This window comes from Flavobacterium tyrosinilyticum, from assembly GCF_023656565.1.
GTDB classification, from domain to species: Bacteria; Bacteroidota; Bacteroidia; order Flavobacteriales; family Flavobacteriaceae; genus Flavobacterium; species Flavobacterium tyrosinilyticum.
On sequence record NZ_JAMOKG010000001.1, the window covers coordinates 160,510 to 183,327 of the forward strand.

The window sequence follows — 22,818 nt, forward strand, 5'->3', positions numbered from 1 at the left end:
AAATAAAAGTCACTTTATTTTAAAAATCGATATTTCTCAGTACAAATTTTTATTCGCCTCAAAATCTTTTATCTGATCCTAAAAGTTTTTAAACATGGAATGCAAAAATTTTAACCTTAATATTACAGTCTTTTTTTGTTAAAAAAAGAGAACAAATACAGGTTTTACCTGATTTTCAAACAAATATAATTAATAGTAACGCACGGTCAGGGTTATTAACCGTTACATTTAACCGTTAAAATATCAGAGAAATAATACTAACATGTTAAAAATTTTCATAATTTTATAATCTCATAACTATCAGATATTTAACATTTTATACGCCCCAGTGAATTTTTTTTGACATTAATAATTTTTTAATAATTTATTATGGAGTCTCCAAAAAAAATCCCCTCGGATAAAATTTATAATGAGCTGGAAAATGTTTTAAGGTTTTATTCTTTTAAGAACTCCACACTTTTAAGTAATTTTCTGCGCTATATTGTCACAGAAACTATAGATGAAAGGCAGAAGCATATTAAAGAATATTCTATAGCTGTAAATGCTTTAAGCAGACCTTCCCATTTTAATCCTCATGATGATGCAATGGTTCGCATTCATGCAGGTCGATTACGAAAACTGCTTAATGAATATTATTCTTCTGAAGGAAAAGATAATTCGGTTATTATACATGTCCCAAAAGGTGGCTATATTCCTGAATTTATTCATAACGATAAAAAGAAACACGTTGAGGTTCCTATCAGCATCAATAAAACAAATCCAGTTATTACGGTTTTCCCTTTTAAATCGTTTGTTGAGAGACCCGATTTACAGGCTTTTGCCAAAATTCTTTCTGACGAAATAAGCGCAGAACTATCCCGATTTCAGGATATATCAGTAATTGGCCATTTTTCTTCTGATGTCATTTCGAAAATTAATGAAAATGTTCTTGAAGCGGCCAGTGTACTTGGAGCCGATTTTATTATTACCGGTCACGTTCAGGTCATTGGCAGCAAACTGCAGCTACGTGTAAATCTAGTAGATTCATCTTCTGGAAAATACTTATTAACTCAATTGTTTACACCAGCCACTGTCGATGATGGCATTAAAATTCAAAATGAAATTGTAAAAGATATTGTATCTGCTATAGGCGGTTATTATGGCAGTATTTTTAAAGAAATTGCAAAGACAGCACCTTCCAAAATATCAAATAATGCAGCTATTTTAAAAGCGATTTGCAGCTATCATGAGTATCAATGTTCTTTTTCTATAGAAAATTATGCTAATGCATTATCCAGTTTAACTGATGCAGTAGAATTAGCTCCAAACCATGCTCTTACCTGGGCCATGCTGGGCGAAATTCATCTTGCTTCTTTAGGTCTAGGAATAGACAATTCGAAAAAAAATATTGAAAAAAGCAGCCATTGTGTCTCGAAGGCTTTAAATATAGATCCGCACTGTCAGCAGGCTTGGTATGCGCAGGCTCTAATACATTGTTTTAGAAAAGATCAGGACAATTGTCTTTATGCAGCAGAGCAATGTATCAAGATGAATCCAAATTCATCGGGTATTGCTTCAGGAATAGGCTGTATGCTAATTTTTGCCGGTTACTTTGAGAAAGGCTTTAATTTATTAGAGAATGCCAGTCGGCTAAATCTCTCACATCCATGGTGGATTAATATTGGCTATTGGTATTACTACATGCATAAAAAAGAGTATCAAAAAATGCTGTACTGGGCAGAAAAAATGGATTTTAACGAAACCATTTGGGATCCTTTGCTAAAAGCAGTTTCTCTATCGCTACTCAATGAAGAAGCTGCCGCAAAAATACATTTAAACAACCTTGTAGAACTACAACCTCTAATTGCGACTGAAATAAAGGAAATCCTTTCCAGCTTTATGTTCTCTGATGAAATCGTATTCAGGATTGTAAACAGCTTAAAAAGAATTGGTTTAAAAGATGAGGTTTGATTTTTTTATAAAACAAAGCCACTTTATAGTAATAAAGTCCTATAAATTGTAATAGAAAAACCGTCGCATATATTGCGCGCGCTCACTAAGCCGCTTTCTTTGCTGCTCGTTTTTTCTTTTCTAATAATTTAAGATGATTTTCGGCACACAAAATTTTCTCGGTCGTGCCGTTCTTTTGTATTTCGATGAGATAATGAAAATCTCTTTCTTTTGAAGTTGATTTTATTATAAGCCCCTTTTTAAAATCCATTTTTCTTTCGATAATGGTTCCCTTGTAAGATCTCCCACTCAATGCTGTGTAGGAAACATCTTGTCCTTTTACAAATTTCATTGTTTTAGCCTTTTGTTCCTAATATTTGCTAACACTTCTAAATTTGAAAAACCAATGTTAAGGGGGGAAATCAGTTTTTCTATTTCGGCGAATGTATAAAGTTTTGACAATTTACAACCCCGTATTTATACCTGTTTTTTGAACTTTAAATATAATTATTTTTTTAATGTAAAAATTACCTTCCAAAAAAAAATTTGATACAATTTAGAACAGCTTCTTTTGCTTCTTTTTTAGCTTGAATTCCTAGTTTTGAAAGAATGAATTTTTGTTTCAAAAACAACTAAAAAAGAGCAAAATGGTACAAGAAAGAGTGATGGAGAAGTTGGCAATTTTAGCAGATGCCGCAAAATATGATGTTTCTTGCTCATCGGGACAAAGCACGCGCAAAAATAAAAATAAGGGATTAGGAGATACTGGAGGCGGAATCTGTCATGCTTTTACAGAAGACGGACGATGTGTTTCTCTTCTAAAAATCCTTCTTACCAATCATTGCATTTTTGATTGCGCTTATTGTGTAAGCAGAAAAAGCAACGACATCAAACGGGCTGCTTTTACCGTACAAGAAGTGGTAGACTTAACAATTGGATTTTACAGAAGAAATTATATTGAAGGCCTATTTCTTAGTTCTGGAATTTTTGACAATGCAGATTATACAATGGAGCGTCTGGTTAGAATTGTCAAAAAACTAAGATTGGAAGAAAATTTTAATGGCTATATTCATCTAAAAGCAATTCCAGGTGCCAGCGAAGAATTACTAAAAGAAGCTGGATTATACGCCGACCGTTTGAGTGTCAATGTCGAAATGCCGACAGAACAAAGCCTCAAATTACTTGCTCCAGACAAAAATCATAAAGATGTGATTAAACCAATGCAATATCTAAAAAATGAGATTATTGGTTACCAAGAAGAGAAAAAAACGAATTATAAAACACCGCTTTTTGCTCCTGCAGGACAAAGCACGCAAATGGTAATTGGCGCAACAAAAGAAAATGATCTGGAAATTCTCGGAATGGCCAATTACTTTTACGAACAAATGAAAATGCGTCGGGTCTATTATTCTGGTTATGTGCCAATAAGCCACGACAACAGACTTCCTGCAATTGGAACTCCCGTACCTATGATTCGTGAAAATCGTTTATACCAAGCCGATTGGCTCATTCGCTATTATGGATTTAATGTAAATGAAATTGTTGGTTTTGACCAACCGAATCTTGACTTGGATATTGATCCAAAATTAGGATGGGCTTTGCGAAATCTTCATCAGTTTCCTGTTGATATTAATACGGCCGATTTAGAAATGATCCAACGTATTCCAGGAATAGGATTTTTGGGCGCGAAAAAGATTGTTGCTGCTAGAACTTTCAAAAAATTACAGCCTGATGATTTAAAGAAACTTGGCATTTCGTACAGCAGATCCAAGTATTTTTTAGCTTTCTCTTCTCCTTTTTATTTACAGAAAGACTTGACCCCGATTCAAATAAAAAATCAGATTTTGAACTTGCAAAACAGTAAATACAAGAATAATTTTTCGAACCAGCTTGCTTTATTTTAATTCAAATGACACAAATTCTTTATGATGGAAGTTATGAAGGCTGGCTTACAGCTATTTTTGAAATCTACGAATACAAACTTAAAGATGTTGTTTTTGCCAAAGAAGAGATTTCAAACACTTTGCTTTTCTCCAATACACATTCTGTAACAACTGATGAGGTAAAAGCTAATCGGGTTTTGAATGGCTTGCAGGAACGTCTTTCGCATCATGGCTTCAACAATCTTTATTTTGCTTTTTTATCTGAATTGGATCAGATTGAAGAAATTTTGTTTCGATTTACAACCTATGTTTTTGCAAGTAAAATTAATATTGAAGGAGATTTAAGCCGAAGTGAAGTACTGAATGTAAAAAAAGCGGCGCATTTAACAGGAAAAGAAAGTCATAGAATGAAAGCCTTTGTTCGTTTTAAACTAACAAAAGACGGATTATATTATGCCATTATAGAACCAGATTGCGACGTTTTACCACTTATCGAACAGCATTTTAAAAACCGTTACGCCGACCAGCGCTGGCTGATTTACGATTCTAAACGCAAGTACGGAATTTATTACGACCTTGAAAATGTTTCTACGGTCGAAATGCAATTTGAATCAAATCCGTCCTCTAGTTTTCTAGCCGAAATCAACGATGAAAACGAAGAATTTTTCGAGAATTTATGGCGTAATTATTTCAAAAGCGTCAATATCGAATCCAGAAAAAACACCAAACTTCATATCAAACACATGCCAAAACGATATTGGAAAAACCTGACGGAGAAAATCCCAAACCTCAACAAAAGATAATGTCCCCTAAGCCATTGGTCGAAATTAAAAAGTACACTTTCAACACATAGAAACATAGACTTTTATAATGAAAAAGAAAATTCAAAGAAACCAGTTTCTACACATAGATAAGATATGTGCTTTTAAATAAGTGAAACGCCTTTTTTTTAACTTCCAAAAACTAATGTTTCTATGTGTTAAAACAATTTAAACATGGTGTTACTATTTGCTTTTCTTAAGTGCGTCCAACAACTCTACCATATCTACCACAGCATAAGTTGAGCAATAATCTGATACGGCATAAGGCAAAATTAAGCTGTTGTTATGAATAATCGCTCCACAAGAATATACTACATTAGGAACATATCCCTCTCGCTCATCTTCCAACGGAGAAAGCAATGGTTCTGTCAATCTTCCTATTTCTTTAGACGGATCATCAAGATCAAACAACGAAGCGCCAATACAATAGCGTCGCATTGTACCCACTCCATGCGTGATAACAAGCCAGCCTTCTTCTGTCCATAATGGCGAACCGCAATTTCCTATCTGAGTCAATTCCCAAGTAAATTTAGGCTTTTGCAAAAGAATGGGTGTGTTCCATTGTGTTACACGCTCAGAATACATAATGTAATTATTAACGCCATCGATTCTGGCAAGCATAGCATATTTACCTTTTATTTTTCGAGGAAACAAAGCCAGATTTTTGTTCTGTGCGCCTTCTCCATGCAGTGGCATAACTCTAAAACTATAAAAATCTTCGGTAGAAATTAACTTCGGCAAGATCGTGTGTCCGTTATATGCCGTATAAGTTGCCATAACACGATCTGAACCATCATCATCAACAAAACGTACAAAACGCGCATCTTCTATTCCGCGGCTTTCAGAATCAGAAATTGGGAATATGACACGTTCTGTAATATCAGAGTCATGTTTAAACTGCAAATCGTAAAAAGAATTGGCCAGCCACAAAATTTCTTCCAGCGCAACTTTTCTTTCTTCCCGAATTAAAGGATCTTTTAAAGCTTCAATCAACGTATTTTTAAGAACCGCAAATTCAAATTCTTGCGGAAGATCCTGCATAATCTGAGCGATATATTTATCAGTAGTATGCATCTCATACAATTTGGACAAAAATCGCTCTTTATTAAACAGCGTTTTATGCTCAATTTCTGCCTTATCAATATGATTTCCTATTTTCATGATATGCAGATTGTTATCGCGATCTAAAATTGCTCTTCTAAAAACAATCGAGGAAATATGTCCTTCACCCGTTGCACGAAAAGAAATAATAACGCGTTTTTCTCCTGCCTCTAATCCCGTCTGATCAAAATCTTCTACAATTGAAGGATTAAAAATCGCCGCCGATTCTATGGCATATTCCATTGTGCAATAAGAGCCAATGAGCATTTTTCGGTCTAAAGACATCCCTTCGTAATCGATTTGCATTCCTTCTATTATAGGTCTGATTCTTTCGCAATGTCTAAAGAATACTGCCGAAATATTTCGATGTCTTCTGGCAAATTCTCTAAGCGTCTGTTCCAAAGTCTGCAGCACCTCCTTTTCGTCCAGCATCATAATACGAAGTACCATTTGCTGGGTTCTTTCCTGCCCATTCATAAAATATCGGGCAACAACCCTTTTGGAATCTGGTAATAGTTTTATATTTTTTCGGACTACGGATACTCGCATAACTGGAAATTTTATGATAAAGAATTGTTTATTTCTCAACAAGTTAGTGATTTTTGTTAAAGTAAAAAACTTAATTTTTTATTAAAACTTAGAATTGGCCTATTATCCTAGGTTATTTTATACTGATTTCATCAAAAGTTTTTTCATAAATTCGTCTCTGGACATCCAACTTAAAACAATGAAGAATAAAGTTAAATTTTTGAGAGAAGAGAAAAACATGACTCAAAATGAACTTGCCGAAAAATCGGGTCTTTCATTGCGAACCATTCAGCGAATTGAAGCTGGAAATATTCTGAAAGGCTTTACCTTAAAAACAATTGCCGAAGCTCTAGAAACCAATCCCGAAAATGTCATCATCAAAAAAGAAAATATCCAAGTCGAAAGAGCCAAACTCATTAACCTTTCTGTTTTATCTGGACTTATTATTCCGTTTGGAAGCGTCTTTTTTCCTTTAGTTTTAACTTATAAAACACAAGATGCGGTAAACAAAGAAATAGGAAAACAAATTGTAAGCCTTCAAATTGTTTTAAGTCTCATTCTTTCGGTTTTAATGATTGTGAGTCCGTTTATTCAAAGTTTATTTACTTTCAAATTTCCGCTTTTCATCATTCCTTTAATTGCCTTTCTGAGCATAAAATTTCTGATTGTTATTCTAAACGGAGTCAGTTTAAACCAAAAACAAGAATTAGCTATAAAACTGAAAAACAAATTCTTATAATACAAGTCATAAAAATGGCGTAAAACTGTCGTATTGTTTTTACAAGAAAATCGGAATCGAAACCCGAATCTTGTAGAAAAAATAAACCATGAAAGTATTTAAGAAAATTGCAACCGTATTTTTAATCATTATTGTTTTATTCTTGTTGGGAGGATATTTTTATTTTCAAAAGAAATTCACTCCGCCAGAGAACTATTTGAAGGTTTCGGGAATTGCAGAAAACATTCCCATAAAATGGATTTCGAGCGACGGAAATTCCCATTCTGCTTTGCTTTTGCCCATAAAAGTAAACGGAATCAAACGAACCTTTTACATGCAATTTGATTCGGGTTCTGCTATTACGGTTTTCTATAAAAAATCTTTGGAATCTATTGCTCAAAAATTTCACAATCAGATTACAATTGATGTTGCAAATAATTCCATTTCGACTGCTTTTACAATCGGAAATATGAAAGTTACATCCAATACTTTTGAAGTTTTAAATTATGGCGAAAAAATCAATTTTAATGATCCAAAAGCTGAAAATATAATCGGAACAATTGGAACCGATTTATTAGAAAAACGAATTACGATTTTGGATTTCAAAAACAATCAATTTTCCTTCATCGAAAAAATTAAAGAAGATGATTTTTCCAATTTCGAATTTAAAAAACGTAAAATTTTAATTCCATCAAATATCGAAAATGAAAAACTAAATCTTCTGTACGATTCTGGATCGAGCGGTTATGAATTGATTACAACAAAAGAAATCTGGCAGCAATACCGTAATAAAAACAGTACTGTAAAAACCGAAAAAGGAAATTCGTGGGGAAATACTTTGAGCATTTACTCTGCTTCCGCGAAAAAGAAAATACAATTTGGGAAAGTGATTTTAGACCTCTCCGAAGTTACACATATAGAAGGTACTTCAGACCTTCAAAAATTCTTAATGAAGCGTTCGGGAATGCAAGGAATGATTGGCAACAAACTATTCCTAAACCACAAATTGATTCTAGATTGCAGAAACGAAAAATTTAAATTGAAATAAAAAGTAAAAATCTACAATAAAAAATGGTTTAAAGAATTGATTTTGATGATATTTTTGACATTTTCGATAAAAGTTTCCGTGTCTTTGATTTCTTGTTTTATCAATTGATGATGATCAGATAAATCGTGCTGTTCCATCATATCTTTTTTTAAATATTTAATCATTGATTCTAGACTTCGCGTATCGTTTTGATTTTGTTTTTTTAATTCGCGCTGTTTGCTTTCCAAATATTTTAAAGTCTCTTTTAACTTCTGAACGTCTAATTTCACCAACCTATTCTTTTTAATAATTATAAAAACAATAGCTGGAAATGTGACAAAATTCAATATGCTCCAAAAACCAATACCATTTGAATTCAACTCCGTTCCCAGCCATTGTTATTGGTACTTACGAACAAATTGATTTTTTGGATTTAAAAATTTTCTTATTTTTTTGCTAATTTTCAAATCAAGAAAATAAATAATTGAATTACAAATATTTACATCAAAAATAGTGATGAATTATTTTTAATTTTAAGCAAAATAGAAAAGAATGAATGTGATTACAAATCACTTTTACCATTAAAAAACACAACTTTCAGAATCTCAAAACATTAGAAAAAATCATCTAAAATTGTGAATATCTATTTGAAGATTTAACTATTTATTTTGCAGTAAGATTTATCTTTGGCATCCTTAAAATTTAAAAAGAGATGAGCGCAACTTGGTACGAATGCAAAGTAAAATATAGAAAGACAGATGAAACTGGAGGACAAAAAGTTTTAACCGAGCCCTATTTGGTTGATGCTTTGTCTTATACAGAAGCTGAAAAAAGAATGACTGAAGAAATGGCCGCGTATACGAGTGAAGAATTTAAAATCACGGCTATCAAAGTGGCAAATTATGCCGAAATTCATCCTTTTGAGAATGCAGACAGATGGTTTAAATCTAAAATCACTTTAATTGCTTATGATGAAGAAAGTGGTAAGGAAAGAAAAACAAGCATGTATATGCTGGTTCAGGCAAATGATGTTCGCGAAGCCTTTGACAATACACTTCACATCATGAAAAACACAATGGGAGAATATTCTATTCCAGCCATTTCAGAAACGGCAATTATGGATGTTTTTCCTTATTTCAGCGGTGAAGAAGGCGAATCAGAAATGTTGGAAAGATTTAATGCTTTGAAAGCGTCTAAGCCAGAAAAACCAGAGGCTGAAATGATCGATCACATGGAATTTGAAACGGCTGTAGAGGAGTAATATCCCAAGCTGCATAAAAAAAAACGAAAAGCTTCAGAATGGTCTGAAGCTTTTTTATTTTAGACTATTTCAATAAAGCATTTTTGCCAATGGCGTTACTGCCGAAGCTGATTTTGGCAATAAAGACGTAAGCGCATCAAATTGTGTTGGACTTATATTCTTTTTCATTTTGGCTATAAAAGACTCTCTAGTGTTGGTCATTTTAGAAGTATAACCTGCTTTGTCTGTAGCCATTGTAGGCAAAATGTTTTTCTTTTTATTTAGCGTTTCATTTACCAACGAATTCACGATTGGTTTTTGAGCATCGGTTAATTTCAATTTTGGAGACAGTACGCCCATAACCTGATTTGCGACACTAGCAACATCAAAAGCAGGTACTGCTGTTGTCGATGCCTTACTGGCTGCTTTTGTCACGTCTCCTATGCTTTGTGCATTTGCAAATGAAATTGTCCCTAAAAAGACAGCTAAAATCAATAATTTCTTTTCCATGGTATTTTCTTTTAAAGTTATTTGCTTGATACTAAAGGTAATAAAAATGTGAATTCATCTGACATTTCAAAACCATAAACACCTAAAAGTCTGTACTTTATACCATTTCAGCAAGAACCATTGCAAATCGTCATAAATCAAAATAAGTCCTATCTTAGCTATAGAATTGCGCGTTGATTTAAAACCACTTACAACACCAAAGCCAAAAAACCTAAGAAACCAAAATCTATATGACCAGAAAGAACCTGATTTTAGTCGGATTTATAATTTTAAAATTCATTTTGCAATATGTATTAATTAGTCCCGAATACGATTTACAGCGCGACGAATATCTGCATCTGGATCAAGCAAATCATTTGGCTTGGGGATATTTGTCAGTTCCGCCACTTACCTCTTGGTTTTCGTATCTCATTTTACTGCTTGGAAATTCGATTTTTTGGGTTAAGTTCTTCCCTGCTCTATTTGGCGCCTTGACACTTTTGATTGTCTGGAAAGCTATCGAACTTTTAAAAGGCAATCTTTACGCATTAATTCTTGGTGCTTTATGTGTTTTATTTTCATGTTTACTGCGCTTAAACATGCTTTATCAGCCAAACTCATTTGATGTTTTATGTTGGACTGCATTTTATTATTTTCTCATACAATATCTTACTTCAGAAAATAAAAAATGGTTTTATTGGGCAGGCATAATTTTCGCTTTAGGTTTCTTGAACAAATACAATATCGTGTTTTTATTACTCGGATTAATTCCTGCTATTTTAATTTCTAAACAGCGAAAAATACTCGCAAAAAAAGAATTCTACTTTGCTCTGATTTTAGGATTAATTTTAATTCTTCCTAACCTTTATTGGCAATACAGCAACCATTTTCCAATTGTACACCACATGAAGGAATTGGCCGAAACGCAATTGGTTAATGTTGATTTAGGTGATTTTGTAAAAGATCAGATTCTATTTTTTATTGGTGGATTATTGGTTATTTTGACTGGACTTTTTGCGGTTTTATTGTATAAACCTTTTCAAAAATACAGGCTCTTTTTTACCGCTTTCGTTTTTACAATGCTGATCTTTATTTACTTTAAAGCAAAATCGTATTATGTAATTGGCTTATATCCTATTTATATTGCTTTTGGCTCTGTTTTTCTATCCCAAATTTTAAATCAGGGATGGAAACGATATTTAAAACCTGTATTTATAGCACTGCCCTTATTGTTTTTTATTCCGATGTACGAAATGGCTTTTCCAAATAAAAGTCCAGAATATATAGTGGCGCATCCTGAGAAATACAAAAAAATGGGAATGCTGCGATGGGAAGACGGAAAAGATCATCATCTTCCACAGGATTTTGCGGATATGCTCGGGTGGAAAGAATTGGCTAGAAAAACAGATTCGCTTTATGCTTTAATGCCTAATCAAAAAGAAACCATTGTACTCTGCGATAATTATGGACAAGCGGGAGCGATTAATTTTTATTCTAAAAAAGGAATCAAAGCGGTTTCCTTCAATGCCGATTATCTGAACTGGTTTGATCTTAGCATTCCATACAAAAACCTTATTCGTGTTAAAGAATATGACGAAAATAATGAAGAACTTAAAGAAACGAGTCCGTATTTTGAAACGGCAACAATTGGCGGTCAAATAACCAATCAATATGCGAGAGAATACGGCGCTACGATTTTTGTTTTCACGAATGCCAAAATCGATATCAATAAAAGGTTAGAACAAGAAATCAACGAAGAAAAAAGCGCTATCATACATGATTAATTTCAAGAACCTCTCGTATTTAGAAACTGGAAATCTTAAACAGCAAGCCGCATTTCATGTTTTGACTAAACATCAAGTTTTGGAAAACCTTGCTGAGTTTGATCCTATTTTGGTTGGCACGATTCCGATAAATATTGATATTGAAAATAGCGATTTGGATATTGCCTGTTACTGGAAAAGCAAAGCTGATTTTATTGAAAGGATTAAATCTTTATTCGAAAAAGAAAGCAATTCTACCATTCAAGAAATCGTGATTGATAACCAGGAATCTGTTGTGGCAAACTTTTTTATTGAGACTTTTGAAATCGAAATCTTTGGACAAAATATCCCAACCGAACTCCAAAATGGTTATAGACATATGCTCATTGAGCACCAAATTCTAAGTTCAAAAGACGAAAACTTTAGATTGGAGATCATAAAACTGAAAGAAAGTGGCATAAAAACCGAACCCGCATTTGGCTTGCTATTAGGCTTAAACGGAAACGTTTACCAAGAATTACTGGATTTTAAATTATAAGAAAAACCGTCTTTCCTAAAAATTATAAAAAATAAAGTACTAAAATTGTTTGCATAACCGTATTTAGTGTGTATCTTTGCACCCGAAACATCGCGGGATAGAGCAGTAGGCAGCTCGTCGGGCTCATAACCCGAAGGTCACAGGTTCGAGTCCTGTTCCCGCTACTAAGACAAAAGCTTCAGAGAAATCTGGAGCTTTTTTTCTTTACATACCTTTCTGATTCTCTTTGCGGGCGCAGATTGCAAATATGCGCTTTCGTTTTGTACACATCGGAGCTATAGGGTTGCAAAAATCTCCCCTTAACTTGGTTTCCTTTTTTGACAATATTAGCTTTTAGGCTTAAAAGAAGAATTATTTTTTCAAATAAGACTCCCTGCTTGGCATTGGCCCTTTAGACACTGCATTGGTATCAATTATAATTTTTAAATCATCGATTGTCTTTCTAACTATTAAATAATCATCATATATTTCGGGCTTACCATAAAAAAATAAAGTAATTGTATCATTTGAAAAATGGACATCTTTTATATTTGTTGAATTAACAATAGTATCGCTTTTACCACTTATTGTATCATAGAGTAACACATAGTCTGCACTTGTTGAACTCACATTTGAATAATAAAACCATTCTATAACCTTATTTTTTGCTTTTATTTCCTTCAGATATAGGCGATCTTCTTGTAATGTATTTACACAACCTAAAGCTATAATAGGGATAAAGATTAAAAATTTTCTCATTGTTTAAAAAATTATTTATAATATCCATAACAAATAAACCCTTCTTCGCAAAGTGTCCTTCATTAGTGTTACGCAAATGTCTCTGACCTTACGCTACTCAAAACAAATATATCTAAAAAACATAAGCGTCTCAAAGTCTCTTACTTTAGAATAAAACCCCGCTACTAAGACAAAAGCTTCAGAGAAATCTGGAGCTTTTTTTGTTTTTTTTGAACTATTGCTGAAACTTTTATATTTGTTGTGTTCACGAGCGGGATGACTAATACTAGCAGATAAAAAATTTAAGAAATATCAAAACTGTTACTTACTTCCCTTTATAAGTAATTGTCCAGTTCAGATTATCTAAGTCTTCAATTGTGAAGAGATATTTTTTACTATAAATATTTTTACTGAAAATTGTTTTCCATCCATACTTATCTACACTATCTTTTTCAACAATGAATAATCTTGCCTGTTTATCTTCTAATGAATTAAAGTAATTGTTCCAATATCGAGGTCTATCAGAATTCGCAATTATTTGCCCTTTTTTAATTTCCTCAAAAACAAAAGGCGCATCATAATCTCCTCTTTTACTTTCAGAAAAGTCATCTTTGTACTCATAATAAAATGATCCATCATTCATACTGTCATTTCCTGACAGGATACCAAATATCACTTTCTCTGAATTATTTTTTAAAAACAACTCTCTCGTATCCAATTTATCGCACGAACAAAAAATAATTAAAAGAGCAAAAAAAAGAAGAGTTTTAACCTTTAGCATATTTTAAATTTAAATAGCTCCAATTTATATTTTATTCAAGTGAAGATAGTTTAGATTTACTAAATAATCATTCTTACATCTATAAAAAATGCTGCTAATAAAAAGCTTCAGATTTCTCTGAAGCTTTTTATCTAAACTTTAATTGAAAACTTTATCTTCGTTGTCTTCACGAGCGGGACGCTCGCGCTAGCAGGAATTGGAGTAATGTTTTAGAGGCGAACAGGAATTTCTTCTTGCAAGGCATTTATAAACTCTTCAAAGCTATTGGCTACTAATTCAAAAGCATCATTTTTTGTTTCCCACTCCATTTCCATTTGATATAGTAAAATTTTATCCATCGATTCTTCATCAAATGATATACAAAATACCCAGCCTCCATTATCAATAGCAAAGGGCAACTTTTTTCCCAAACCTTCTTCTTTGAATTCTTTAATAAAATCGCACATCATCCTATAAGTTATGAATTGCGAAATCTCAAACAACTTTCCGTTATTATTTATAAACTTATTTTCCTTTACCGACAAATCAGCATATTCTGAAATAAAATCTTTAATGTTATCAGGTATTTTGATACCAACTTCATTTTCAATTCTAATATATTGATGTGGTAAAAACCTATCACCTAAAGTTAACTTTCTCATTTTTTTAATCACTAATTTTCGAATAATCCTTTTCTAATTGAGCCACTACAACAGAATATCCCCCTGCTCCGCAAAGTCTTCTTCATTAGTGCTGCGCAAATATCTCTGACTTTGCGCTACTCAAAACAAATATATCTAAAAAACATAAGCGTCTCAAAGACTCTTACTTTAGAATAAAACTCCTAACAAGATATAAACGAAAAAAGTCAGGAGACTTTTGAGACGTTTTTGTATTCAATATGATGAAAAAAAAAATACGCAAAGTCAGAGACATTTGCCCTGGTTCTCATGAGGAACTCTTCGAAGAGCGGCGGTTAATAAAAGCAAAAGTCACTCCATAATGAAGTGACTTTTATATTTTGATTACGTTCACGAGCGGGACGCTCGCCTTTACTTTGTTTTAGATAAAAAGTAGTATCTTTTTCAAAAGGAAGGCAGAGGGTGAAAAATATACCAGATTACTACTTCTTTTCCAATTCAGTTTCAGTATGCATCACACACGCCCACTTGCTGTTTTCTTTAATCCAGGTAGAAGTGCAAACGCACTTTATAGGTTCTTGACTGTGATCCACTATCTCAAAATCGAGACGATATCCTATTACGGCAGTATTTTCGGTAATTAGCTTTTCTTTTACATCATAGATGTTCAGCACTTTTATTTTATTGGTCTGCCCAGAATCGAACATGTTTTTGAACTCAGTCTCGCTGATACTCTGAACACCATTTTTTCCCGCAACTATACAAGGAAACAACGTCAGATTTCTTACCGTTTCATAGTCATTATTTTCAACTCCGTGCCAGTATTTTTTTTCTAATTCTATGATTTGTCCTTCCATATTATCTCGTTGTTAATTAGACATTTCACAAATTTCAAATTAATATTGAAATAAAATTACTCTTTTAACATAGATTTAATTTCGTAAAAAAGCTTCTTAAATTATCTTAATCAAATTAAATGGATTTAGGATCTATCAACTGTTGGCGTGAGCGTCTGGCTCGTCCTACGATTTTTTTAACTACTAACTCATAATTTTCAGGCTCAAACAATATGATAAAATGAGAAAGAAAGAAGTTCCTGAATCTCTAAAGATTGTTGGAAATAATATAAATGAGATTATTAAAGAAAAAAACTAAAAGTTAGGCATGTCGCTAACGATTCTAATGTAGATATTGAAACTTTAAGAACATATATGTTAGGCAAACAAATTATGGGTACCGATAAAGTTATTTGAATTTCTAAAGTTTTAGGTGTCGAAGTATCGGAACTATTTCAGAAAACATAATTATTCTTCCCTTTATTAAAACATAAAACACAATAAAAACACAGAAGAATATTCTCTCAAACCTAAAATTATTCAATATTTCTAAAAATTATTTCTCACTTAAAAAACAAATATTTCCGCTACATAAGACCACAACAACAAATTATTAATCAAACAAATACAAAAACACTAACTCGATTAACATGCCAATAGTGATCGCCAAAAATGGTTTTCCATCAAAAAAAAAATAAAAATTTTTCTAAAAATGCTTTGTACATCTCAAAAATAGTTGCATTTTTGCACCCGCAATAGCAAAGCAGGTCCGTTCGTCTATCGGTTAGGACGCCAGGTTTTCATCCTGGTAAGGGGGGTTCGATTCCCCCACGGACTACTTACTAAGACAAAAGCTTCAGAGAAATCTGGAGCTTTTTTTGTTTATATTTACTTCCTTAAATGTTTGAGGATTTGAGAACAGTATTAAAGCGCACAAAACCTACAAATTGGCAATTAATAAAGACACAAATACAGCAAACACAATAACAAAGCAAACAAGAAGTTATGAATGAAGTAATTTCAGATTACAAACACAATCAGAAAATCAACCCAAATCTTAAAATGAAACACAAATTAATAGCCCTTTTATTTGTATTCGCCTTTGCAAATATGTCTGGACAAGCGCCCGCCAGCAAAACCAACTACACCAACAGTAAATTACCTGCCGAAGAAGCTGTTACTAATAAATCTCTAAAACCGCTTAAAAAGATTTCTCTAGACGACACATCAATTTTAATTTATGATTACGATGGTTCGCTTTTTTCATGGGACCTGGAAGTCGAAAGCATTGTTTGGACAGTAAAAGCTTCAGACGCCCACACAGAGATGTGTGCCAACAAAATAACCATTCATGACGGAGTTGTTTATATTCCTTTTATTAATGGAGAAATTTATGCTGTAGATAATGGAACAGGAACTATTTTCTGGAAATCTAGAATAGGAAACCTTACAGACCAAATTGTCTTAAAAGATCAAACTCCGATTATAGCTAACGGAAAATTATTTATTACGGCTCAAAATCAAAATCAGAGCAGTAATTTATATGCTTTAGATCTAAAAGACGGCAGCTTGGCTTGGAACTACAAATTAGACACTCCAAACAACGATATTGAGCCACTTTATTTCGATAATAAGATCTTTACCCAAAGCGGAACAAATGTGTATTGTTTTGAAGCTAATACAGGGAAATTGCTTTACCAAAAAAACTTTGATGAAACCATGACTGGAAAACCTGTTACAGATGGCGAAAATATCTTTATAGCGGGCGATAAAAATTGGCTGTACGCTTTAAAACCAAACAGCCTTGATGTTTTGTGGCAGTTTAAAATAGAAGAAAACCAGAACAACGTTAAGGAACGCATAGTATGCCATGACAAAAAGCTATATTTTGCAGCGCAAGGGCCAGAAGTTTCTTCGATATATGCTGTAGATTCTAAAACAGGGACGCAGCTTTGGAAAACAGATTTTAAAGGCGATAATGTAGAATATATTGTCAAAGAAGTGGATAATCTTTGGGGATATACCCGCAAAAAGAAACTTTTTGAATTGGACTTGTCAAACGGTGAAATTGCATTTGAAGAAAAACTAACTACACTGCCAATTTCTAATATAGAATTTCCTGCTGACGATAACTTGCTTTACTATTATTGCGATGCAGGCTTAATTCAGTTTGATTTAAAAGAAAAAGACGAAAACGTGTACTACATGCGCACTTCTCTTAAAGACGACCCCTACAGCGCTTATTTAAAGATAATTCGATAATAGCTTGCTGCTTTTTAAAATAAAAAAAAGACCATTTATTAAAATGGTCTTTTTTTATACTCTTTTGAGAAAAATTTACGCTCTAAACAAAGCATATTTATTGTAGCTATATAAAACTTTATCATAAGGAACATAAAGCGAAACAATTTTCTCTGATGACTCATTGAATGTGATTCCGTTATATTTTCTAAACAAGTAAATTTCTTTTAAACAATTAGAAAGACTTTGGTGAATTTCACTTGTAAAAGTCGGCAGTTTTTTATCTCCTACCAAAAGATCAATCTGATAGTTTGAACTACTTTTTGATAAGTTATTACCAATAATTCTAATTGTAAAAGTGGTTGGTTTTCCGTACTGTTCTCCTTGATATTGTAGTGTCATAATTTCTTCTTATTAAGTGATTAGTAATACCGTTGGTTAATCGGTTTTTGGTTCTCCGGATACTTATATTAAAGTTATAAAAATTTAGGCAAACATAAAGAATTCAATTCTAAATTAAATGTTATTTTTTTAAAAAGACGAAACCTCTAGAAACCAGAAAACCGTAACGAATTACGGTTTTGGCAATTAACTAAATATATTTAATCAACTTGTTTAACGAGTGTAAAATTCATTCATAAGCATCGATTAATTTTGGGTAATTATTGTAATTTATTTTCTTGGTTTATTTCTAATAAAAACGGATTTCCATTTTCGTCCATCATGGTCATATTCAAAGCATCTAATAATGCTGTTTTTTTTGAAACTTCGCCTGTAAATTTATTATACGAAAGATTCAATTCTTCTAGCTTGCTCAATTTTTCTATTTCTTGCGGAATTGCACCTGAAAATTCATTGTCAAATAAACTGAAATTTTCCAACACATTCCAATTAATAATTTCATTTGTCAAATTTCCCGACAGCTTATTATTATTCAGCAGCAATACTTTTAGACCAGAAATTTTATAAATTGAAACAGGCAGTTTTCCGTTTAATTCATTATTGCAAACCGCTAAAACTTCTAACTGATTTAGTTTTCCAATTTCCGACGGAAGCTCTCCAGAGATCTTATTCATAAAAAGCTCCAAATCTTTCAATTTAGTCAACTGGCAAATCGAAGATGGAATTGTACCTGATAATTTATTATCGGCAATATTAAGCATTTCTAACTCTTTCAGATTAAAAATGGCAGAAGACAAACTTCCTTCAATTTTATTTTTTTCCAGATTCAGCGATTCTAAATTCACAAGATCGTAAAGAGCTTCAGGCAATTCTCCCTGCAGATTATTATCTGCCAAATTGAGCGCGACCACTTTTCCGTTTTCGGCTTTAACACCGTACCAAGTAGAAACAGACAGACTTAAGTCCCATTTGTTTTTCCATTGCAAACCATTTGTTGCATGATACAATTTTACAAGCGCTTCTTTTTCTTTATCCGAAATGGTATCTGCCAAAACGTTTAGCGAAAAAGCAAATAATAAAGAAAGAGTAATTAAAATTTTCATAACAGATTTGGGATTTGTTACTTGTGTAAAATTATGCAATTCACTGTTATAATACACCAAATATCGGCAAACTGTTGAAAAAAATTTTACAAGTAGGATTTAAGCTACTTTTATTATTTTTCAGAACCTGCATTTTTTTTGATTACATTTGATTAACTAATTCTAAAAACCTCACATTATGCAAATTAACTTCATTGCTTTATTCCTTGCAGCAATTGTCACACTCGTTACCGGTTTTATTTGGTACAACCCAAAAGTATTCGGAACAATCTGGATGAAAGAAAATAATCTTACTCAAGAAGAGTTGAAAAAAGGAAATATGCTTAAAATCTTCGGGCTAACGTATATTTTTTCTCTAATGATTACAATGACTTTAATGTCTCTTACCATTCATCAGTCTGGCGCAATCGGAATGGTTGGCGGACCGCCATTAATTGACAGTGCAAAACCTTCATTTGCAGCTTTTATGGCCGATTACGGAATGGCTTACAGAACTTTTAAGCATGGTGCGCTTCACGGTTTTATGTCGGGACTATTTTTTGCTTTTCCTATAATTGGAATCAACGGTTTGTTTGAAAGAAAATCTTGGAAATACATTTTCATCCATAGCGGATACTGGATTCTTACTCTAACTCTTATGGGCGGAATCATCTGCGGATTTGCCTAAATAACAGCATACAAAAACCCGTTTAAAGAGACAATCTAAAACGGGTTTTTCTTAATAATAACTTAAACACCATTAGTTATTATAAATATTATCTAATTTTGAAGAAATTAGCTCACTCTTTTGAATACAACTTATTCTTTCCAGATTTACAAAAGCGCATCGTTACTGCCTTTAGAATGGAACTCGCTTGCAGCAAATAACATTTTTTTGACACGAGAATATCTCGAAGTACTGGAGAATTCTTGTCCAGTAAATATGACTTGCCATTTTATCGGGCTTTTTGAAGAGAAAAAACTAATCGGAATTGTGCTAACGCAATTCTTATTTGCAGAAAAACTTGAATCTTTTGGAGAGCGTGATAAATGCCTAAAAACTTCGGTGCGTAATTTTGCTTTAAAGAATTTTGCTTCGCACGTTTTATTTGTTGGAAACAATATGCTTACAGGACAAAATGCTTTTGTTTTTGACAAGAACATTAAAGAATCCAAAGCGATTAAAACATTTCATAAGGCTATCAATCAGCTTAAAAAAGGTTTGAAAGAAAGCGGAAGAAAAGTTCATATAACGAGCATAAAAGATTTTACAGCAAAAGAAATCGAACCTCTTCAGGCAGAATTCAAAAACAACTACACATTTTCGACCCAACCAAATATGATTTTTGAAATCAATGAAAATTGGAAAACCGAACAAGATTACATTGATGCTTTATTAAAAAAATATCGCGATCAATACAAACGGGCACGCAAAAAATCGGAAGGAATTGTAAAACAGCAAATGTCTCTTTCCGACATTAAACAATATGAAGATGTGATTTACGATCTGTATTTTCATGTTGCAAAAAATGCACCTTTCAATACCTTTTTTCTCGCGAGAAATCATTTCAGCTTTTTCAAAGAAATCATGGGAGACAACTTTCTTCTCTATGGGTATTTTTTAGACGAAAAACTAATCGGCTTCAACACTTTAATCAAAAATGGCGATGTAATGGATACGTATTTTCTTGGTTATGACGAAAGTGTGCAGCGCGAAAAAATGCTGTACTTAAATATGCTCTACGACATGATCGCTTATTCTATTAAGAAAGGTTTCAAAGAAATTGTTTTTGCCAGAACAGCTCTTGAAATTAAAAGTTCAGTCGGAGCAAAACCAGTTAAAATGTATGGTTTAATCACACATAGCAATGCATTGATTAACCATAACATTTCAAGGTTTTTCAATTATTTAGAACCAAAAACAGAATGGCAGGAACGTAATCCGTTTAAATAAAAAATGTGTCGCACCGCTGGAGCTTTTCATTTAGATGTTCAATTTAAACTATAAATATTTCGCTCCTCCGGAGCTTGCTTTGGAAGAGCAAAATATTATAGACTAATTTTTCTATATATACTTTGCTCCTCAAGAAGCTTTTTTTTGAGCTCTGGAAGAGCGAAATGTTTATAGAAATGTTTGCCCTAAAGTGGTAAAAGCTCCAACGGAGCGACACCAATATTTCTTTAATAAAAATCAATCAAAATCTACGGAACTGCAATTTTCATTTGCTTGTGCAGGATATGAATTTCTAACGATGTCTGCGCACCACAATACTCTCCATCAATTTGGAAATTAACGGGATAATCTGTTTTTATTTCTGCTTTATCGGTTGAAATAATTACAATATCATCAGAATCAATTGGCATATTTCCGGTAATTATTTTTCCAATCAAAAGCAGGTCGAGACTCTTTAAAATTACGAGCTCAAACTTACCGTCATTCATAGCTCCATTTGGATTAATTACAACTCCAGTTCCGTATTTCTGCGAATTGGCAATGACAATCATTCTTGCTACATGCTCTACCGTTTTGTTATTTGCCGAAATGGTAGCAACAAAAGGTTCTTCAGATTCTTTTAGCGTAGTAAAAGCTTGCAATGCATATCCCCAAAAACCACGCACATCACTTTCTTCATAGTTTTTAACCAAATTGGCATTTAATCCGATATCGCTTAAATGGATGCTTTTTTTGCCGTTGATGCAAATCATATCCATTTCGATATAATGGTGTAGAAACGCTATTTTAAGGTTCTCCTCTATTCCATCAGGAAGATTCAAATCTACCGAAAGTCCGTTTGCAGAACCTGCAGGCAAAATCCCGATTATAACATCTTGCTCTTCTACCGCTTCGGCCACCATTTTTATCGTTCCATCGCCTCCTGCAACAATAATGCGCTCTGGCTCATGTTCATTATATAAAGATTGTATGGTTCTTAGATCATTTTTTCCCGTAGTTTCGTAGACTTCCAAATCGAAATGATTGGTTGCTGCAAACTCTTCAACAGCATCAATAAGATCTGATTTATCCAAATCTCCCGAGATAGGATTTACAACAAATAGAATATTCTTTTTCAAAATTTTATTTTTAAAACCAATTAAATTAAGTAATTTACAGTTACATAAATATACGTAATTAATGAAACCAATTCTACAATTATATCGCGGTTATGCAAATGAGCAAGAGTTAATTGTAATGGGGCATGTTTTAAAAAGGGAAAACAAATACGATTTTGAGAAAAGAAAATTAAAAAATGCCACCTCGATACTCAGATTGTTCAGAATAAAAACCATTAAAAATTTTGATGTTTATCTTCACTACAATGGCGAAGTCATCCACACTAAAACATTAGATGATGGCTTTTTCAATTTTTGCATTCCATTAGAAAAAGAAACCCATTTTGGATGGATGTCTTACGAAGTGAGTTTAAAATATAAAGAGGAGACCACAACTAGCAAAGGCAGCTTTATTAGACCTCATAAAGGAAAACTCGGAATCATCTCTGATATTGATGACACTTTTCTAATCTCTCATACTAAAAATTTATTCCTTAAAATTTACATCTTACTTTTTAAAAATGTAAACGACCGAAAAGTTTTTAAAGATGTAGTATCACATTATCAAGCATTGAGCCAGTCCGGAAGAGAAAACCCTGAAGAAGGAAATGCTTTTTTCTACATCTCTAGCAGCGAATGGAATTTATACCGATTTATTGCTAAATTCACCCGAATTCACAAACTCCCTAAAGCAGTTTTTCTCTTAAAAGACATCAAAAGAGGAGTCACCGATTTCTTCATGAGCGGAAGAGGAAATCATGATCATAAATACGAAAAAATAAAGCATGTTGTGGAGTTCTACCCAACTTTAAAATATGTTTTAATGGGCGATGACTCGCAGCACGATCCTATTCTATATGAAAGAATATGCAAAATTTTCCCTGTTACTGTAATTGCAGTTTACATTAGACAAACTGGTAAAGCTCCAAAAAAAGAAGTAAATAAAATTTTGAAGAATTTAGAAAGCCTGAATGTCTCGGTTTGTTATTTTAAAGATAGCAGTAAAGCGATTGAACATTCTAGATCTATTGGGATTATTAAGTAGTTTGTT

23 protein-coding genes and 2 tRNA genes are annotated in these 22,818 nt (G+C 32.8%); 14 read left to right on the forward strand and 11 right to left on the reverse strand.

What is annotated here, in order from left to right; genetic code table 11:
* Positions 1 to 369 precede the first annotated feature (369 nt).
* A complete protein-coding gene (locus tag NCC77_RS00675) occupies positions 370 to 1,950 on the forward strand; it encodes a tetratricopeptide repeat protein (protein WP_250833937.1) in 1,581 nt (526 codons plus the stop codon).
* Positions 1,951 to 2,035: 85 nt separating this feature from the next.
* On the opposite strand, the gene NCC77_RS00680 is transcribed toward NCC77_RS00675, so the two are convergent.
* Positions 2,036 to 2,281, reverse strand: coding sequence for a hypothetical protein (locus NCC77_RS00680; RefSeq protein WP_250833938.1), 246 nt, complete (start codon positions 2,279 to 2,281; stop codon positions 2,036 to 2,038).
* Between the two features lie 295 nt (positions 2,282 to 2,576).
* On the opposite strand from NCC77_RS00680, the gene NCC77_RS00685 reads away from it, so the two are divergent.
* Both NCC77_RS00685 and NCC77_RS00690 read left to right on the forward strand, forming a co-directional pair.
* Entirely contained in the window at positions 2,577 to 3,833 is a 1,257-nt protein-coding gene (locus NCC77_RS00685) for a putative DNA modification/repair radical SAM protein (RefSeq protein ID WP_250833939.1), read from the forward strand.
* A 5-nt stretch (positions 3,834 to 3,838) separates the two neighbouring features.
* On the forward strand, positions 3,839 to 4,615 hold the full coding sequence (locus tag NCC77_RS00690; RefSeq protein WP_250833940.1) for a TIGR03915 family putative DNA repair protein: 777 nt from the start codon (positions 3,839 to 3,841) through the stop codon (positions 4,613 to 4,615).
* A gap of 201 nt (positions 4,616 to 4,816) precedes the next feature.
* Here NCC77_RS00690 and NCC77_RS00695 read toward each other — a convergent pair whose 3' ends face one another.
* Positions 4,817 to 6,283, reverse strand: coding sequence for a glycoside hydrolase family 130 protein (locus NCC77_RS00695; RefSeq protein WP_250833941.1), 1,467 nt, complete (start codon positions 6,281 to 6,283; stop codon positions 4,817 to 4,819).
* 178 nt (positions 6,284 to 6,461) lie between these two features.
* Here NCC77_RS00695 and NCC77_RS00700 point away from each other — a divergent pair, with 178 nt between their 5' ends.
* Entirely contained in the window at positions 6,462 to 7,001 is a 540-nt protein-coding gene (locus tag NCC77_RS00700) for a helix-turn-helix domain-containing protein (RefSeq protein ID WP_250833942.1), read from the forward strand.
* A gap of 88 nt (positions 7,002 to 7,089) precedes the next feature.
* Entirely contained in the window at positions 7,090 to 8,028 is a 939-nt protein-coding gene (locus NCC77_RS00705; protein ID WP_250833943.1) for a hypothetical protein, read from the forward strand.
* 11 nt (positions 8,029 to 8,039) lie between these two features.
* Here NCC77_RS00705 and NCC77_RS00710 read toward each other — a convergent pair whose 3' ends face one another.
* Positions 8,040 to 8,297 (reverse strand): hypothetical protein, encoded by a 258-nt coding sequence (locus NCC77_RS00710; protein ID WP_250833944.1) that lies wholly within the window; start codon positions 8,295 to 8,297, stop codon positions 8,040 to 8,042.
* Positions 8,298 to 8,719: 422 nt separating this feature from the next.
* Here NCC77_RS00710 and NCC77_RS00715 point away from each other — a divergent pair, with 422 nt between their 5' ends.
* Positions 8,720 to 9,268: a DUF4494 domain-containing protein gene (locus NCC77_RS00715; protein ID WP_250833945.1), complete on the forward strand. Its 549-nt coding sequence runs from the start codon at positions 8,720 to 8,722 to the stop codon at positions 9,266 to 9,268.
* Positions 9,269 to 9,337: 69 nt separating this feature from the next.
* On the opposite strand, the gene NCC77_RS00720 is transcribed toward NCC77_RS00715, so the two are convergent.
* The gene (locus NCC77_RS00720; RefSeq protein ID WP_250833946.1) at positions 9,338 to 9,757 is read right to left on the reverse strand and encodes a hypothetical protein; all 420 of its coding nucleotides are present in this window, start codon (positions 9,755 to 9,757) and stop codon (positions 9,338 to 9,340) included.
* Positions 9,758 to 9,987: 230 nt separating this feature from the next.
* On the opposite strand from NCC77_RS00720, the gene NCC77_RS00725 reads away from it, so the two are divergent.
* The 3 genes from NCC77_RS00725 (at position 9,988) to NCC77_RS00735 (ending at position 12,201) form a co-directional block, all read left to right on the forward strand.
* Complete coding sequence (locus tag NCC77_RS00725) at positions 9,988 to 11,520, forward strand: glycosyltransferase family 39 protein (RefSeq protein ID WP_250833947.1); 1,533 nt, start codon at positions 9,988 to 9,990, stop codon at positions 11,518 to 11,520.
* Positions 11,513 to 12,037, forward strand: coding sequence for a DUF4269 domain-containing protein (locus NCC77_RS00730; RefSeq protein WP_250833948.1), 525 nt, complete (start codon positions 11,513 to 11,515; stop codon positions 12,035 to 12,037). The genes NCC77_RS00725 and NCC77_RS00730 overlap by 8 nt, the downstream gene beginning before the upstream one ends.
* A gap of 91 nt (positions 12,038 to 12,128) precedes the next feature.
* A tRNA-Met gene (locus NCC77_RS00735) sits at positions 12,129 to 12,201 on the forward strand.
* A 187-nt stretch (positions 12,202 to 12,388) separates the two neighbouring features.
* Here the strand turns inward: NCC77_RS00735 and NCC77_RS00740 are convergent.
* The 4 genes from NCC77_RS00740 to NCC77_RS00755 all read right to left on the reverse strand — a co-directional run bounded on the left by NCC77_RS00740 (position 12,389) and on the right by NCC77_RS00755 (position 15,012).
* On the reverse strand, positions 12,389 to 12,775 hold the full coding sequence (locus NCC77_RS00740) for a hypothetical protein (protein ID WP_250833949.1): 387 nt from the start codon (positions 12,773 to 12,775) through the stop codon (positions 12,389 to 12,391).
* A gap of 304 nt (positions 12,776 to 13,079) precedes the next feature.
* Positions 13,080 to 13,430, reverse strand: a complete 351-nt coding sequence (locus tag NCC77_RS00745; RefSeq protein WP_141248124.1) for a hypothetical protein — start codon at positions 13,428 to 13,430, stop codon at positions 13,080 to 13,082.
* A gap of 314 nt (positions 13,431 to 13,744) precedes the next feature.
* Positions 13,745 to 14,176: an SMI1/KNR4 family protein gene (locus NCC77_RS00750; protein WP_250833950.1), complete on the reverse strand. Its 432-nt coding sequence runs from the start codon at positions 14,174 to 14,176 to the stop codon at positions 13,745 to 13,747.
* Positions 14,177 to 14,637: 461 nt separating this feature from the next.
* Positions 14,638 to 15,012, reverse strand: coding sequence for a DUF4440 domain-containing protein (locus NCC77_RS00755; protein ID WP_250833951.1), 375 nt, complete (start codon positions 15,010 to 15,012; stop codon positions 14,638 to 14,640).
* A 745-nt stretch (positions 15,013 to 15,757) separates the two neighbouring features.
* On the opposite strand from NCC77_RS00755, the gene NCC77_RS00760 reads away from it, so the two are divergent.
* Positions 15,758 to 15,829, forward strand: a tRNA-Glu gene (locus tag NCC77_RS00760).
* A gap of 167 nt (positions 15,830 to 15,996) precedes the next feature.
* Positions 15,997 to 17,253, forward strand: a complete 1,257-nt coding sequence (locus tag NCC77_RS00765) for a PQQ-binding-like beta-propeller repeat protein (RefSeq protein ID WP_250833952.1) — start codon at positions 15,997 to 15,999, stop codon at positions 17,251 to 17,253.
* A 75-nt stretch (positions 17,254 to 17,328) separates the two neighbouring features.
* Here NCC77_RS00765 and NCC77_RS00770 read toward each other — a convergent pair whose 3' ends face one another.
* Both NCC77_RS00770 and NCC77_RS00775 read right to left on the reverse strand, forming a co-directional pair.
* The gene (locus NCC77_RS00770; RefSeq protein WP_250833953.1) at positions 17,329 to 17,634 is read right to left on the reverse strand and encodes a hypothetical protein; all 306 of its coding nucleotides are present in this window, start codon (positions 17,632 to 17,634) and stop codon (positions 17,329 to 17,331) included.
* A gap of 260 nt (positions 17,635 to 17,894) precedes the next feature.
* Entirely contained in the window at positions 17,895 to 18,737 is an 843-nt protein-coding gene (locus tag NCC77_RS00775; protein WP_250833954.1) for a leucine-rich repeat domain-containing protein, read from the reverse strand.
* 178 nt (positions 18,738 to 18,915) lie between these two features.
* Between NCC77_RS00775 and NCC77_RS00780 the strand changes: the two genes are divergently transcribed.
* The gene (locus tag NCC77_RS00780; RefSeq protein ID WP_250833955.1) at positions 18,916 to 19,404 is read left to right on the forward strand and encodes a DUF1761 domain-containing protein; all 489 of its coding nucleotides are present in this window, start codon (positions 18,916 to 18,918) and stop codon (positions 19,402 to 19,404) included.
* A 120-nt stretch (positions 19,405 to 19,524) separates the two neighbouring features.
* A complete protein-coding gene (locus NCC77_RS00785) occupies positions 19,525 to 20,670 on the forward strand; it encodes a GNAT family N-acetyltransferase (protein ID WP_250833956.1) in 1,146 nt (381 codons plus the stop codon).
* 248 nt (positions 20,671 to 20,918) lie between these two features.
* On the opposite strand, the gene NCC77_RS00790 is transcribed toward NCC77_RS00785, so the two are convergent.
* Positions 20,919 to 21,788 carry a diacylglycerol/lipid kinase family protein gene (locus NCC77_RS00790; RefSeq protein WP_250833957.1) on the reverse strand — a complete coding sequence of 290 codons (870 nt, stop codon included), beginning with the start codon at positions 21,786 to 21,788 and terminating at the stop codon, positions 20,919 to 20,921.
* 61 nt (positions 21,789 to 21,849) lie between these two features.
* On the opposite strand from NCC77_RS00790, the gene NCC77_RS00795 reads away from it, so the two are divergent.
* Complete coding sequence (locus NCC77_RS00795; protein WP_250833958.1) at positions 21,850 to 22,812, forward strand: App1 family protein phosphatidate phosphatase; 963 nt, start codon at positions 21,850 to 21,852, stop codon at positions 22,810 to 22,812.
* The last annotated feature ends 6 nt before the right edge of the window (positions 22,813 to 22,818 follow it).

Bases quoted from the DNA above. Each gene is read 5' to 3' on its own strand.
- NCC77_RS00675 (WP_250833937.1), top strand. From the start codon at position 370: ATGGAGTCTCCAAAAAAAATCCCCTCGGATAAAATTTATAATGAGCTG.
- NCC77_RS00680 (WP_250833938.1), bottom strand. From the start codon at position 2,281: ATGAAATTTGTAAAAGGACAAGATGTTTCCTACACAGCATTGAGTGGG.
- NCC77_RS00685 (WP_250833939.1), top strand. From the start codon at position 2,577: ATGGTACAAGAAAGAGTGATGGAGAAGTTGGCAATTTTAGCAGATGCC.
- NCC77_RS00690 (WP_250833940.1), top strand. From the start codon at position 3,839: ATGACACAAATTCTTTATGATGGAAGTTATGAAGGCTGGCTTACAGCT.
- NCC77_RS00695 (WP_250833941.1), bottom strand. From the start codon at position 6,283: ATGCGAGTATCCGTAGTCCGAAAAAATATAAAACTATTACCAGATTCC.
- NCC77_RS00700 (WP_250833942.1), top strand. From the start codon at position 6,462: ATGAAGAATAAAGTTAAATTTTTGAGAGAAGAGAAAAACATGACTCAA.
- NCC77_RS00705 (WP_250833943.1), top strand. From the start codon at position 7,090: ATGAAAGTATTTAAGAAAATTGCAACCGTATTTTTAATCATTATTGTT.
- NCC77_RS00715 (WP_250833945.1), top strand. From the start codon at position 8,720: ATGAGCGCAACTTGGTACGAATGCAAAGTAAAATATAGAAAGACAGAT.
- NCC77_RS00720 (WP_250833946.1), bottom strand. From the start codon at position 9,757: ATGGAAAAGAAATTATTGATTTTAGCTGTCTTTTTAGGGACAATTTCA.
- NCC77_RS00725 (WP_250833947.1), top strand. From the start codon at position 9,988: ATGACCAGAAAGAACCTGATTTTAGTCGGATTTATAATTTTAAAATTC.
- NCC77_RS00730 (WP_250833948.1), top strand. From the start codon at position 11,513: ATGATTAATTTCAAGAACCTCTCGTATTTAGAAACTGGAAATCTTAAA.
- NCC77_RS00740 (WP_250833949.1), bottom strand. From the start codon at position 12,775: ATGAGAAAATTTTTAATCTTTATCCCTATTATAGCTTTAGGTTGTGTA.
- NCC77_RS00750 (WP_250833950.1), bottom strand. From the start codon at position 14,176: ATGAGAAAGTTAACTTTAGGTGATAGGTTTTTACCACATCAATATATT.
- NCC77_RS00755 (WP_250833951.1), bottom strand. From the start codon at position 15,012: ATGGAAGGACAAATCATAGAATTAGAAAAAAAATACTGGCACGGAGTT.
- NCC77_RS00765 (WP_250833952.1), top strand. From the start codon at position 15,997: ATGAATGAAGTAATTTCAGATTACAAACACAATCAGAAAATCAACCCA.
- NCC77_RS00770 (WP_250833953.1), bottom strand. From the start codon at position 17,634: ATGACACTACAATATCAAGGAGAACAGTACGGAAAACCAACCACTTTT.
- NCC77_RS00775 (WP_250833954.1), bottom strand. From the start codon at position 18,737: ATGAAAATTTTAATTACTCTTTCTTTATTATTTGCTTTTTCGCTAAAC.
- NCC77_RS00780 (WP_250833955.1), top strand. From the start codon at position 18,916: ATGCAAATTAACTTCATTGCTTTATTCCTTGCAGCAATTGTCACACTC.
- NCC77_RS00795 (WP_250833958.1), top strand. From the start codon at position 21,850: ATGAAACCAATTCTACAATTATATCGCGGTTATGCAAATGAGCAAGAG.